At 56.4% G+C, this 13,308-nt stretch carries 12 protein-coding genes; 9 read left to right on the top strand and 3 right to left on the bottom strand.

Annotated elements, in window-relative coordinates; translation table 11 throughout:
• Window positions 1-195: 195 nt before the first annotated feature.
• The 7 genes from priA (at window position 196) to rraA (ending at window position 8,200) form a co-directional block, all read left to right on the top strand.
• A complete protein-coding gene (gene priA, locus ROR01S_RS22375) occupies window positions 196-2,391 on the top strand; it encodes a primosomal protein N' (protein WP_004869402.1) in 2,196 nt (731 codons plus the stop codon).
• Window positions 2,392-2,542: 151 nt separating this feature from the next.
• Window positions 2,543-3,571, top strand: coding sequence for a DNA-binding transcriptional regulator CytR (gene cytR, locus ROR01S_RS22370; protein ID WP_004869399.1), 1,029 nt, complete (start codon window positions 2,543-2,545; stop codon window positions 3,569-3,571).
• Window positions 3,572-3,662: 91 nt separating this feature from the next.
• Window positions 3,663-4,661, top strand: a complete 999-nt coding sequence (gene ftsN / locus ROR01S_RS22365; protein WP_015585428.1) for a cell division protein FtsN — start codon at window positions 3,663-3,665, stop codon at window positions 4,659-4,661.
• Between the two features lie 91 nt (window positions 4,662-4,752).
• On the top strand, window positions 4,753-5,283 hold the full coding sequence (gene hslV, locus ROR01S_RS22360) for an ATP-dependent protease subunit HslV (protein ID WP_004869393.1): 531 nt from the start codon (window positions 4,753-4,755) through the stop codon (window positions 5,281-5,283).
• Between the two features lie 9 nt (window positions 5,284-5,292).
• Window positions 5,293-6,627, top strand: a complete 1,335-nt coding sequence (hslU, locus tag ROR01S_RS22355; protein ID WP_004869389.1) for an ATP-dependent protease ATPase subunit HslU — start codon at window positions 5,293-5,295, stop codon at window positions 6,625-6,627.
• 68 nt (window positions 6,628-6,695) lie between these two features.
• Window positions 6,696-7,622 carry a 1,4-dihydroxy-2-naphthoate polyprenyltransferase gene (gene menA / locus ROR01S_RS22350; protein ID WP_064359890.1) on the top strand — a complete coding sequence of 309 codons (927 nt, stop codon included), beginning with the start codon at window positions 6,696-6,698 and terminating at the stop codon, window positions 7,620-7,622.
• Window positions 7,623-7,714: 92 nt separating this feature from the next.
• Window positions 7,715-8,200 carry a ribonuclease E activity regulator RraA gene (gene rraA / locus ROR01S_RS22345; RefSeq protein WP_004869382.1) on the top strand — a complete coding sequence of 162 codons (486 nt, stop codon included), beginning with the start codon at window positions 7,715-7,717 and terminating at the stop codon, window positions 8,198-8,200.
• A 63-nt stretch (window positions 8,201-8,263) separates the two neighbouring features.
• On the opposite strand, the gene pfkA is transcribed toward rraA, so the two are convergent.
• The 3 genes from pfkA to cpxP form a co-directional block, all read right to left on the bottom strand.
• A complete protein-coding gene (gene pfkA, locus ROR01S_RS22340) occupies window positions 8,264-9,226 on the bottom strand; it encodes a 6-phosphofructokinase (RefSeq protein ID WP_004869378.1) in 963 nt (320 codons plus the stop codon).
• Between the two features lie 203 nt (window positions 9,227-9,429).
• A complete protein-coding gene (gene fieF / locus ROR01S_RS22335; protein WP_004869375.1) occupies window positions 9,430-10,326 on the bottom strand; it encodes a CDF family cation-efflux transporter FieF in 897 nt (298 codons plus the stop codon).
• Between the two features lie 158 nt (window positions 10,327-10,484).
• Window positions 10,485-10,988 carry a cell-envelope stress modulator CpxP gene (gene cpxP / locus ROR01S_RS22330; RefSeq protein ID WP_004869373.1) on the bottom strand — a complete coding sequence of 168 codons (504 nt, stop codon included), beginning with the start codon at window positions 10,986-10,988 and terminating at the stop codon, window positions 10,485-10,487.
• Window positions 10,989-11,143: 155 nt separating this feature from the next.
• On the opposite strand from cpxP, the gene cpxR reads away from it, so the two are divergent.
• Entirely contained in the window at window positions 11,144-11,842 is a 699-nt protein-coding gene (gene cpxR, locus ROR01S_RS22325) for an envelope stress response regulator transcription factor CpxR (RefSeq protein WP_004869370.1), read from the top strand.
• Window positions 11,839-13,212 (top strand): envelope stress sensor histidine kinase CpxA, encoded by a 1,374-nt coding sequence (gene cpxA, locus ROR01S_RS22320; RefSeq protein ID WP_004869367.1) that lies wholly within the window; start codon window positions 11,839-11,841, stop codon window positions 13,210-13,212. Before cpxR ends, cpxA begins: the two co-directional genes overlap by 4 nt.
• The last annotated feature ends 96 nt before the right edge of the window (window positions 13,213-13,308 follow it).

The raw sequence follows: 13,308 nt of genomic DNA, 5'->3' as shown, positions 1-13,308 counted from the left end.
AGACACCACGCGATGTTAATAATTTCCCGGCGCAATTCCGCTAAGCGTAATCCCCGGGTAATAGATTCTGATGCTACACGAAGCGCACCAAAGGCGGCGAATCATACAGAATTTGACCAGCATATGCAAACTGATCCGCGAGCCCTTATCACAATGTGTATACTAACCGGCCAGATTTCAAGTCAGGAAGATGACATGCCCGTCGCCCACGTTGCCCTGCCCGTCCCGCTGCCCCGTACCTTTGACTACCTGCTACCTGAGGGAATGCCGGTCAAAGCAGGCTGCCGCGTGCGCGTGCCGTTCGGTAAGCAAGAGCGTATTGGGATTGTGACCGCCGTCAGCGAACGCAGCGAGCTGCCGCTGGATGAGCTCAAACCGGTCATCGCCACGCTGGATGCCGAACCGGTATTTTCTTCTGCCGTCTGGCGACTGCTGCTGTGGGCGGCCGACTACTATCATCATCCCATCGGCGATGTGCTGTTCCACGCCCTGCCGATCATGCTTCGCCAGGGGAAACCAGCCAGCGCAGCGCCGCAGTGGTACTGGTTCGCGACCGAGCAGGGCCAGGCTGTCGATATCAACAGCCTCAAACGCTCGCCGAAACAGCAGCAGGCTCTGGCCGCACTGCGTCAGGGAAGGATCTGGCGTCACCAGGTTGCGGAGCTGGAGTTCAACGATGCGGCGTTGCAGGCCCTGCGCGGGAAAGGGCTTTGCGAGCTGGCAAGCGAAGCGCCCGCCCTCACCGACTGGCGAACCCACTTTGCTGTACCCGGCGAGCGGCTGCGCCTCAACACCGAGCAGGCCACGGCCGTCGGGGCGATTCACAGCGCATCGGATCGGTTTTCAACCTGGCTGCTGGCGGGGATTACCGGCTCCGGGAAAACGGAAGTTTACCTCAGCGTGCTGGAAAACGTGCTGGCGCAAGGCCGACAGGCGCTGGTGATGGTGCCGGAAATTGGCCTGACGCCGCAAACCATCGCCCGTTTCCGTCAGCGATTTAACGCCCCGGTTGAAGTCCTGCACTCCGGCCTTAACGACAGCGAACGTCTTTCCGCGTGGCTGAAGGCCAAAAATGGCGAAGCAGCTATCGTCATCGGCACGCGTTCCTCGCTGTTCACGCCATTTAAAAACCTGGGCGTGATCGTTATCGATGAAGAGCACGACAGCTCCTATAAGCAGCAGGAAGGCTGGCGCTATCACGCGCGCGATCTGGCGGTGTGGCGCGCTCATAGCGAGCAAATCCCGATTATTCTTGGCTCGGCAACCCCGGCGCTGGAGACGCTATACAATGTCCGCCAGGGGAAATATCGCCAGCTGAAGCTGACAAAGCGTGCGGGTAACGCTCGTCCGGCGCAGCAGCACGTGCTGGATCTGAAAGGACAGCAATTGCAGGCGGGACTCTCCCCGGCGCTGATTGCCCGCATGCGTCAGCATTTGCAGGCCGATAATCAGGTGATTCTGTTTTTGAACCGCCGCGGTTTCGCCCCGGCGCTGCTGTGCCATGACTGCGGCTGGATCGCAGAGTGTCCGCGCTGCGACAGCTACTACACCTTGCATCAGGCACAGCATCATTTACGCTGCCACCACTGCGACAGCCAGCGTCCGATCCCGCGCCAGTGCCCCTCCTGCGGCTCTACGCATCTGGTGCCGGTCGGACTGGGCACCGAACAGCTGGAGCAGGCGCTGGCGCCGCTGTTTCCCGGCGTGCCGGTCTCTCGCGTCGACCGGGATACCACCAGCCGTAAAGGCGCGCTCGAACAGCACCTCTCCGATATTCATCGCGGCGGCGCACGCATCCTGATCGGCACTCAAATGCTGGCCAAAGGTCATCATTTCCCGGATGTTACCCTGGTGTCGCTGCTGGATGTCGATGGTGCGCTGTTTTCCGCCGATTTCCGCTCGGCAGAACGCTTCGCTCAGCTCTATACCCAGGTCTCTGGCCGCGCAGGACGCGCGGGTAAACAGGGAGAGGTGATTTTGCAAACCCACCATCCGGAACATCCGCTGCTGCAAACGCTGTTATATAAAGGCTACGACGCCTTTGCCGAACAGGCGCTGGCCGAAAGGCAGACCATGCAGCTGCCGCCGTGGACCAGCCATGTCCTGATTCGTGCCGAAGACCATAACAATCAGCAGGCGCCGTTGTTCCTGCAGCAGTTGCGTAATTTACTGCAGGCCAGTCCGCTGGCCGATGACAAACTGTGGGTGCTGGGTCCGGTTCCGGCGCTGGCGCCCAAACGCGGGGGCCGCTGGCGCTGGCAAATTCTGCTCCAGCACCCTTCACGCGTTCGCTTGCAGCATATCGTCAGCGGTACGCTGGCCTTGATCAATACGCTGCCGGAAGCGCGCAAGGTAAAATGGGTCCTGGACGTCGATCCTATTGAAGGTTAAGCCTTCTCTTGCGAGACGGATCGAAAAAATTCAACAACCATCACGTTTTTCATGAAAATTCTGTAACTCTCTGCGTCGACTATCTGCTAAAAATGTTGCTGATGTCAGAACACAAGGGAAGTGTCTGCGCCAGTCAGCGAGGAGAAAACAGGTGAAGCCCAAAAAACAGGTGGTTGCCGCCACAATGAAAGACGTCGCCCTGAAGGCAAACGTTTCAACGGCAACCGTGTCCCGAGCGTTAATGAATCCGGATAAGGTTTCTCAGACTACCCGTAACCGGGTGGAGCAGGCGGCGCTGGAAGTCGGCTATTTGCCGCAGTCGCTCGGACGCAATATGAAACGTAACGAGTCGCGTACGATTCTGGTCATCGTACCGGATATTTGCGATCCCTTTTTCAGCGAGATTATTCGCGGCATTGAGATTACCGCGGCAGAACAGGGCTATCTGGTGCTGATCGGCGACTGCGCCCACCAGAACCGGCAGGAAAAGACTTTTATCGACCTGATCATTACCAAGCAGATCGACGGTATGTTGTTGCTAGGCTCCCGTCTGCCGTTTGACGCAGGCGTTGAAGAACAGCGCAATCTACCGCCGATGGTGATGGCGAATGAATTTGCGCCGGAGCTGGAGCTGCCCACGGTGCACATCGATAACCTCACCGCCGCATTTAATGCCGTGAATTATCTGCACGAACTGGGTCACCAGCGTATTGGCTGTATCGCCGGCCCGGAAGAGATGCCGCTCTGCCACTATCGCCTCCAGGGCTATGTGCAGGCGTTGCGTCGTAGCGGGATCACCATCGATCCGCACTATATCGCTCGCGGAAACTTTACCTATGAAGCCGGGGCCAGCGCGCTGGAACAGCTTCTGGCGCTGCCGGTGCCGCCGACCGCGGTCTTCTGCCATAGCGATATCATGGCGCTGGGGGCGCTGTCGCTGGCAAAACGCCGGGGACTGAAGGTACCTGACGATCTGTCTATTGTCGGTTTCGATAATATCTCTTTATCCGAATTTTGCGATCCGCCATTGACGACCGTTGCGCAACCGCGCTTTGATATTGGCCGCGAAGCAATGCTCCTGTTACTGGATCAGCTACATGGTCACAATGTGAACAGCGGTTCACGATTGCTGGACTGCGAACTGATCGTTCGCGGCAGTACACGCAAAATCAGAGCATAACCATCAGGTTTTCGGGCCTGCTCTTCTGGTCAAAGGCCCGCCGCTTAAGTAACATGGCGGACTGACGAACGAATAAAACAGCGAAACGATAGTGGCACAACGAGATTATGTACGCCGCAGCCAACCGGCTCCTTCGCGGCGCAAAAAGGGTAATACCCGAAGCTCAAGGAATAAACAGAGCAGCCTTCCGGCGGTTTCACCGACTATGGTTGCGATCGCGGCGGCAGTGCTGGTGGCCTTTATCGGTGGGCTGTACTTCATCACGCACCATAAAAAAGAAGAAGCGGAAGCGCTGCAAAACCGTCAGGTGGCAGGTAATGGCCTCCCGCCGAAACCGGAAGAGCGCTGGCGCTATATCAAAGAGCTGGAAAGTCGCCAGCCTGGCGTACGTGCGCCTACTGAACCGACGGCCGGCGGGGAAGTCATGAAACCCGAGCAGTTGACCAATGAACAGCGCCAGCTGCTGGCACAAATGCAGGCGGATATGCGCCAGCAGCCGACCCAGCTGACCGAGGTGCCGTGGAACGAACAAACCCCGGCTCAGCGCCAGCAAACGCTGCAGCGTCAGCGTCTGGCGCAGCAGCAGGTACAACAACAGCAGCAGCAGGCTCAGCAACAATGGGCGCAAACCCAGCAGCAGGCTCCGGTGCAACAACAGCCGCGCGCGCAGCAGCGCGTTGCAGAGCAGCCGTACCAGCAGCCAAAGCCGGTACAACAGCCGAAACAAACCGCCTCGACGCAACAGCCGTATCAGGATCTGCTGCAGACGCCTGCGCATACCGCCGCACAGCCTAAAGCCCAGGCAGCTGCGCCGGTTGCTCGCGTTGAAGAGGCGCCGAAAGCAGCGGCGGAGAAGAAAGACGATCGTAGCTGGATGATTCAGTGCGGCTCCTTTAAAGGCGCAGAACAGGCGGAAACCGTTCGGGCGCAGCTGGCGTTTGAAGGGTTCTCCTCGCGCATTACCACCAACAATGGCTGGAATCGCGTGGTCATTGGGCCACTGAAGGGCAAGGAGAGCGCCAACGATATGATCACTCGCCTGAAGATGGCCGGACACGCAAACTGCATTCGTCTCGCCGCCAGGGGTTGAAACCCTAAAAATCCCCCCCATCTATAATTGCATTCTGCCCCGCGTGAAGCGCGGGGCCCCTATTCCGCTTTTGTAACCAAGGGGTCTGCTCGTGACAACAATAGTTAGTGTTCGCCGTAACGGCCATGTGGTTATTGCCGGTGATGGCCAGGCCACGCTTGGCAATACCGTCATGAAAGGTAACGTGAAAAAAGTGCGTCGTCTCTACAACGACAAAGTGATCGCGGGCTTCGCCGGCGGCACCGCCGACGCCTTCACGCTATTTGAACTGTTTGAACGTAAACTGGAAATGCATCAGGGGCACCTGGTCAAAGCCGCCGTGGAACTGGCGAAAGACTGGCGTACCGATCGTATGCTGCGCAAACTGGAAGCTCTGCTGGCCGTGGCGGATGAAAACGCTTCGCTGATCATCACCGGTAACGGTGACGTGGTGCAGCCAGAAAACGACCTGATTGCTATCGGCTCCGGTGGTCCCTACGCTCAGGCCGCTGCCCGCGCTCTGCTGGAAAATACCGATATGAGCGCACGCGATATCGCAGAGAAGGCGTTGAATATTGCAGGTGATATCTGCATTTATACCAACCATTTCCACACCATCGAAGAATTAGCCTCTAAAGCGTAAGGATCTCCCATGTCTGAAATGACCCCACGCGAAATTGTCAGCGAACTCGACAAACATATTATCGGCCAGGACGCGGCGAAGCGTTCTGTCGCTATCGCGCTGCGTAACCGCTGGCGCCGTATGCAGCTGAACGAAGAGCTGCGTCACGAAGTCACGCCGAAAAACATTCTGATGATCGGTCCGACCGGTGTGGGTAAAACGGAAATTGCCCGTCGTCTGGCGAAACTGGCCAACGCGCCGTTCATCAAAGTTGAAGCCACAAAATTCACCGAAGTGGGCTATGTCGGGAAAGAAGTGGATTCGATTATCCGCGACCTGACCGATGCGGCGATCAAAATGGTCCGCATGCAGTCGATCGATAAAAACCGCTATCGCGCGGAAGAGCTGGCGGAAGAGCGCATTCTTGATGTGCTGATCCCGCCGGCAAAAAACAACTGGGGCCAGGCGGAACAGCCTCAGGAACCGTCTGCCGCCCGTCAGGCATTCCGCAAAAAACTGCGCGAAGGTCAGCTCGACGATAAAGAAATCGAGATCGATCTTGCCGCTGCACCGATGGGTGTGGAAATCATGTCCCCTCCGGGCATGGAAGAGATGACCAGCCAGCTGCAGTCGATGTTCCAGAACCTGGGCGGCCAGAAGCAAAAACCGCGCAAGCTGAAAATCAAAGACGCAATGAAGCTGCTGATTGAAGAAGAAGCGGCGAAGCTGGTCAACCCGGAAGAGCTCAAACAGGATGCCATCGACGCCGTAGAACAACACGGTATCGTATTTATCGATGAGATCGACAAAATCTGTAAGCGCGGCGGCAACAGCTCCGGCCCGGATGTCTCTCGCGAAGGCGTGCAGCGCGACCTGCTGCCGTTGGTCGAAGGCTGCACGGTGTCGACCAAACACGGCATGGTGAAAACTGACCACATTCTGTTTATCGCCTCTGGCGCATTCCAGGTGGCCAGTCCGTCTGACCTGATCCCTGAACTACAGGGTCGTCTGCCGATTCGCGTCGAGCTGAAAGCGCTGACGACGGAAGATTTCGAGCGCATCCTGACCGAGCCGAACGCCTCCATCACCGTTCAGTATAAAGCGTTGATGGCGACCGAAGGCGTCAACATCGAGTTTACGGAAGACGGCATCAAGCGCATTGCGCAGGCGGCATGGCAGGTTAACGAAACCACCGAAAACATCGGCGCTCGTCGTCTGCACACCGTGCTGGAGCGTTTGATTGAAGACATCTCCTTTGACGCCAGCGAAATGGGTGGTCAGAGCATCATTATTGATGCCGAGTATGTTGGTAAGCATCTGGATGTGCTGGTGGCGGATGAAGATCTGAGCCGTTTTATCCTATAATCCGGTTCAATGTATTTTCATCACAATCGATGGGGCTATATATAGCCCCATTTTTTTGGCCAGGAATTATGACTGAACAACCGATAAACCGAACCCAGGCCTGGCTGGAAAGCCTGCGGCCAAAAACGCTACCGCTGGCCTTTTCCGCCATTGTTGTCGGTACGACGCTCGCGTGGCATCAGGGGTACTTCGATCCCTGGGTGGCGCTGCTGGCGCTGATCACCGCCGGCCTGCTGCAAATCTTATCCAACCTGGCGAACGATTATGGCGATGCCGTTAAGGGCAGCGATAAACCCGACCGTATCGGTCCGCTACGCGGCATGCAAAAAGGGGCCATTACCCAGCCGCAGATGAAACGCGCGCTGATCGTTACCGTGGTGCTGATTTGCCTCTCCGGGCTGGCGCTGTTGTTCTGCGCCTGGCAGACGATGGCCGATTTTATTGGTTTCATGGTGCTGGGGAGTTTAGCGATTATCGCCGCGATCACCTACACCGTCGGCACCCGGCCCTATGGCTACATCGGCCTTGGCGATATCTCGGTGCTGGTCTTCTTTGGCTGGCTTAGCGTCGCAGGAAGCTGGTATCTCCAGGCCCACACGATTGAAGCAACCATTTTCCTCCCCGCTACCGCCTGTGGTCTGTTAGCCGCCGCGGTGCTGAATATCAATAATCTGCGCGATATCGACAGCGACAGAGAGAACGGCAAAAACACGCTGGCAGTACGTCTGGGGCCGCTCAACGCTCGCCGCTATCACGCTTGCCTGCTCATCGGTGCGCCGCTGTGCCTGGCGCTGTTTACCCTGGTTTCTCTGCATAGCCCATGGGGTTGGCTGTTCCTGCTCGCCACGCCACTGCTGGTGAAGCAGGCGCGATTTGTGATGCGCGAGCGCGAGCCGGTGGCGATGCGCCCGATGCTGGAACGCACGGTGAAAGCAGCGCTGCTGACCAACCTGCTGTTTGTCATTGGGATTATTTGCAGCAAGCTGGTGGGTTAACTGACAAATATCAATTAACAATTGATGATTTTGCCAACAATACGATTCGCGAGATATACTAAAATCTCTCGCAGCAACTGAACGTTAAGCCTATGAAATACGATACTTCCGAGCTTTGTGACATCTACCAGGAGGATGTCAACGTAGTGGAACCTCTGTTCTCCAACTTTGGGGGGCGGTCGTCGTTTGGTGGACAAATCATCACGGTGAAATGTTTCGAGGATAACGGGTTGCTATACGATATGCTCGAACAGAACGGCCGTGGTCACATCTTGCTGATCGATGGCGGGGGTTCCGTCCGACGTGCGTTGATTGACGCTGACCTGGCGCGTCTTGCCGTACAAAATGAGTGGGAAGGGATTGTCGTCTATGGCGCGGTGCGTCAGGTTGACGACCTTGAAGATCTGGATATTGGCATCCAGGCGCTGGCCGCCATTCCCGTGGGGGCTGCTGGCGAAGGTATCGGCGAAAGCGACGTACGCGTCAATTTCGGCGGCGTGACCTTCTTCTCCGGTGACCATCTGTATGCCGATAATACCGGGATCATCCTGTCCGAGGATGCACTGGATATCGAATAGCCTGCCCACTAATTAAAAAGGCCTTCTCTCTGAGAAGGCCTTTTCGTTTGTTTCACGCCAGAATTAGTACAGTTTCTTCGCGCAATCCAGCCAGTCATTTTTGAACGGACGCTTCATGTTCTCGATAGCGTCGATGATGTCGTGGTGCACCAGCTTCTCGTTCTGAATACCGACGCAGCGGCCACCGAATCCCTGCTGCAGCAGTTCAATCGCGTAGGCGCCCATGCGGGATGCCAGAATACGGTCATAAGGAACCGGGGAACCGCCGCGCTGAATGTGGCCCAGAACGGTCGCCCGGGTTTCACGGCCGGTTTCTTTCTCAATGTAGTGCGCCAGCTCGTCCACGTCGCACATATGTTCGGTAATGGCCACGATGGCGTGTTTCTTACCTTTGGCGATGCCGGCTTTGATTTCAGCGACCAGATCGTCACGCGTGTATTCCACTTCCGGCACCATGATGAACTCACACCCGCCGGCAATCGCCGCAGCCAGAGTCAGATCGCCGCAGTAACGCCCCATCACTTCAACAACCGAAATACGCTGGTGGGAAGAAGAGGTATCGCGCAGGCGGTCAATGGCTTCCACTACGGTGCTCAGCGCGGTAAAGAAACCGATAGTGTAGTCAGTGCCTTTGATATCGTTATCGATGGTGCCTGGCAGGCCGATGCACGGGAAGCCCATTTCAGTCAGACGCATCGCCCCCATGTAAGAACCATCACCGCCGATAACGACCAGCGCATCCAGGCCACGCTTTTTCATATTCTCGAGCGCAACGGCACGAATATGTTCTTCGCGGAACTCGGGGAAGCGTGCTGACCCGAGGAAAGTGCCACCACGGTTGATCATGTCGGAAACACTGTAGCGGTCGAGCTGAACCATGCGATCTTCATACAGGCCGAGGTAACCGTCATAGATTCCAAAAACTTCCAGACCTTCCGTTAATGCTGCGCGCACAACGCCGCGAATTGCTGCGTTCATGCCCGGAGCATCACCGCCACTTGTCAATACACCGATTTTCTTAATCATGACTACCTCTGAACTTAGGAAGCAAAAAATAATCCTGTTGCCTGAAGCGCTCCTTCACCAGGAGTGCACGACGATAATTGCAATAGTATATCAAACGCTTCTGGCTGAATTGATTCAGGTCAGACCAAATGGCGGTAATTTATACAAAAAATGCCGATCTGCCCCACACTTTTACATCGAGTTTACAGACTATAACCCAAAGCTCAAAAAACGCCCTGCCGCGCCAGCGGCACCACAGAACAGGGATCCTGATGGATAATGACATCAGAACCCGGGAAACGGTGCAGAATTGCCTGCTCCACCTGATCGGCAATCACGTGTGCCTGAACCAGCGGGAGGTTATCTTCCATTTCCAAATGTATTTGAATAAAGCGAGTCGGCCCTGACTGCCGCGTCCGTAGATCGTGTGCCCCGCTGACGCCTGGCCATTCGGTCACGATATTGATAATTTCCTGACGTTCCTCGTCAGGAAGCGCGCGGTCTAACAACGACTGAATGGCGTCATAACCCATACGCAGAGCGCTATATAAAATATAGATGCCAATCCCGAGAGCAAACAGCGCGTCGGCACGATGCCAACCATACCAGGAGAGGCCCAGCGCCACCAGAATTGCGCCGTTCATCATAACATCAGACTGATAATGAAGCATATCTGCTCGCACCGCCTGACTTTGCGTTTTTCTGACCACCCAACGCTGGAACGTTACCAGCACCAGCGTGCTGACCAGCGCGATCAGCGTCACGGCAATACCGACACCCGCCGCCTGCATCGGTTCCGGACGCGCCAGGTGCTGAATACCGGTCAAAAACAGAAACAGAGCCGACCCGGAGATAAACATACTTTGTGCCAGCGCGGCCAGCGATTCTGCCTTACCGTGACCAAAAGTATGTTCCTCATCTGCCGGCTGGAGCGAATAGCGCACGACCAGCAGATTCGTTAACGAGGCGGCAATATCCACCAGCGAGTCCACAAGCGCAGCCAGAATACTCACAGACCCGGTGTACCACCACGCAAAAATCTTGATCAAAAGTAACGCGGACGCCATCACCGTCGCCGCAATAGCCGCACGGCTCACCAGCCGCCCATAAGATTGATTCATACATGCTCCTCTTCGGCGATGCGCTTAGTATAACCTGAACTGTTGTCGCAACGAGGAGCAAGGCGGGAGTCGTTTCGCCGAATGACAGGCAAAAAAAAACCCCCACATCATGTGGGGGAAGACAGGGATGGTGTCTATGGCAAGGAAAACAGGGTCTACTACTGGGGTTGCACGGTATTGCTACTACTCGACAGCATGGTTGCTGAACCTTTTTGCATCCTTGCTACCTCGCGCAACTGATCCATTCGTTGCTGGTGTTTCGCATTAAGAACCGCTTGCTGCTCCGGCGTTAACAGGTGGTACATCTGGTTGCGAACCTTCGCCATTTCAATCTGGCGAGTAACCTGTTCCTGCGCCATTTTATTAGCCTGAGCGCGCACAGCGTTTTCATCAAAATTTTCTGCGGTGACAAGACGATGCATTGTCTCCATTTCGCTAACATTAATGGGTTGCCTGTCATGGCGTGCCCGTTGCATAAGATCTCGTAACTGCTGGCGTTGCTGTTCGGTTAAACTTATGCCGTCAAACATATGACTCTGGCTGGTGCGCTGCGCCCCGTCATCTCCGGGGAGCCAGTTAACGCTGGTAACGACTTCAGCGGCTTGGCTATATGCACTTAGCGCCAGCGTTGAGGCCATGACGGCAGCAATAACATTGCGCATCACATACTCCCAATACGTTTGTGTCTGTGTAGCGATTCAACGAGATACAGTCTACGATTCGGGCTGCAAACATGCGTCAGGGGGTGTAAAACAACGTAAAGTCATGGATTAGCGAGCCTTGATGACGTAATTTCTGCCTCGGAGGTATTTAAACAATGAATAAAATCCTGTTAGTTGATGATGACCGGGAGCTCACCTCCCTGTTAAAAGAGCTGCTCGATATGGAAGGATTTAACGTGCTCGTGGCCCATGACGGGGAACAGGCGCTGGCCCTTCTGGACGACAGCATCGATTTACTTTTGCTTGATGTGATGATGCCGAAGAAAAACGGTATCGATACGCTTAAAGAGTTACGTCAGACACACCAGACCCCGGTTATCATGCTAACTGCCCGCGGCAGCGAGCTGGATCGCGTTCTCGGCCTCGAGCTGGGCGCGGATGATTACTTGCCTAAGCCCTTCAACGATCGTGAGCTGGTGGCGCGTATACGCGCGATTCTGCGCCGTTCTCACTGGAGTGAGCAGCAGCAAACTACCGAAGTCGGTTCCCCGACGCTGGAAGTTGACGCCTTGAGCCTCAACCCCGGCCGCCAGGAAGCCAATTTCGATGGTCAGACCCTGGAACTGACCGGCACGGAGTTCACCCTGCTCTACCTGCTGGCACAGCATCTTGGCCAGGTTGTTTCTCGTGAACATCTGAGCCAGGAAGTATTGGGAAAACGCCTGACGCCGTTCGATCGCGCCATCGACATGCATATTTCCAATCTGCGTCGTAAGCTGCCGGAACGCAAAGACGGCCATCCGTGGTTTAAAACCCTGCGCGGACGCGGCTACCTGATGGTTTCGGCTTCATGATAGGAAGTTTAACCGCACGCATCTTCGCTATTTTCTGGCTCACGCTGGCGCTGGTGTTGATGCTGGTTCTGATGTTGCCCAAGCTGGACTCGCGCCAGATGACCGAACTGCTGGAGAGCGAACAGCGTCAGGGCACCATGATTGAACAGCACGTCGAGGCCGAACTGGCGACCGATCCCCCCAATGACCTGATGTGGTGGCGTCGGCTGTTTCGCGCTATCGATAAGTGGGCTCCGCCGGGACAGCGTTTATTGCTGGTCACCAGCGAAGGCCGCGTGATCGGTGCAGAACGCAACGAAATGCAGATCATTCGTAACTTTATCGGCCAGGCCGATAATGCCGATCATCCGCAGAAAAAACGCTACGGCCGTCTGGAAATGGTCGGGCCGTTTTCCGTCAGGGATGGGGAAGATAATTACCAGCTCTATCTGATCCGCCCTGCCAGCACATCCCAGTCAGACTTTATCAACCTGCTGTTCGACCGCCCGCTGCTCCTGCTTATCGTCACGATGCTGGTCAGTTCGCCGCTGCTGCTGTGGCTGGCCTGGAGTCTGGCCAAACCGGCCCGCAAGTTGAAAAACGCCGCCGATGAGGTCGCCCAGGGCAACCTGCGTCAACATCCGGAACTGGAAGCCGGCCCGCAGGAGTTTTTAGCCGCCGGGGCCAGTTTTAACCAGATGGTCACGGCGCTGGAACGCATGATGACCGGTCAGCAGCGCCTGCTGTCCGATATTTCCCACGAGCTGCGTACGCCGCTCACGCGCCTGCAGCTGGGTACGGCCTTACTGCGCCGTCGCAGCGGCGAGAGCAAAGAGCTTGAACGTATTGAGACCGAAGCCCACCGGCTGGACAGCATGATTAACGACCTGCTGGTGATGTCGCGCAATCAGGCGAATAACGCGCTGGTCAGTGAAACGGTGAAGGCTAATCAGCTGTGGGGCGAAGTGCTGGATAACGCGGCGTTTGAAGCCGAGCAGGTTGGAAAATCCTTCACCGTCGAGTATCCGCCGGGTCCCTGGCCGCTGTACGGCAATCCTAATGCGCTGGAAAGCGCGCTGGAAAATATCGTCCGTAACGCGCTGCGCTACTCGCACACCAAAATTTCGGTCAGTTTTTCGGTGGATAAAGACGGCATCACGGTCAACGTCGATGATGATGGTCCGGGCGTCAGTCCGGAGGATCGCGAGCAGATTTTCCGTCCGTTCTACCGTACCGACGAGGCACGCGATCGCGAGTCCGGCGGCACCGGTCTGGGGCTGGCGATTGTCGAGGCGGCGATTCAGCAGCATCGCGGCTGGGTCAAAGCCGATGACAGCCCGTTAGGCGGTTTGCGGCTGACCATCTGGCTGCCGCTGTATAAGCGCACCTGATCGCTCTTCTCCGGCTTACGCTGCGCTTAGCCGGGCTACCACAACCGTCCGCAGACGGGTAGCCCGGACAGGCGCAGCGCGCCGCCTCAGGGATCG

It is taken from the genome of Klebsiella ornithinolytica NBRC 105727 = ATCC 31898 (assembly GCF_001598295.1).
Taxonomy (GTDB): Bacteria; Pseudomonadota; Gammaproteobacteria; order Enterobacterales; family Enterobacteriaceae; genus Klebsiella; species Klebsiella ornithinolytica.
The sequence above is the reverse complement of the archived record's forward strand: the minus strand, read 5'-3'. Positions and strand labels throughout refer to the sequence as shown.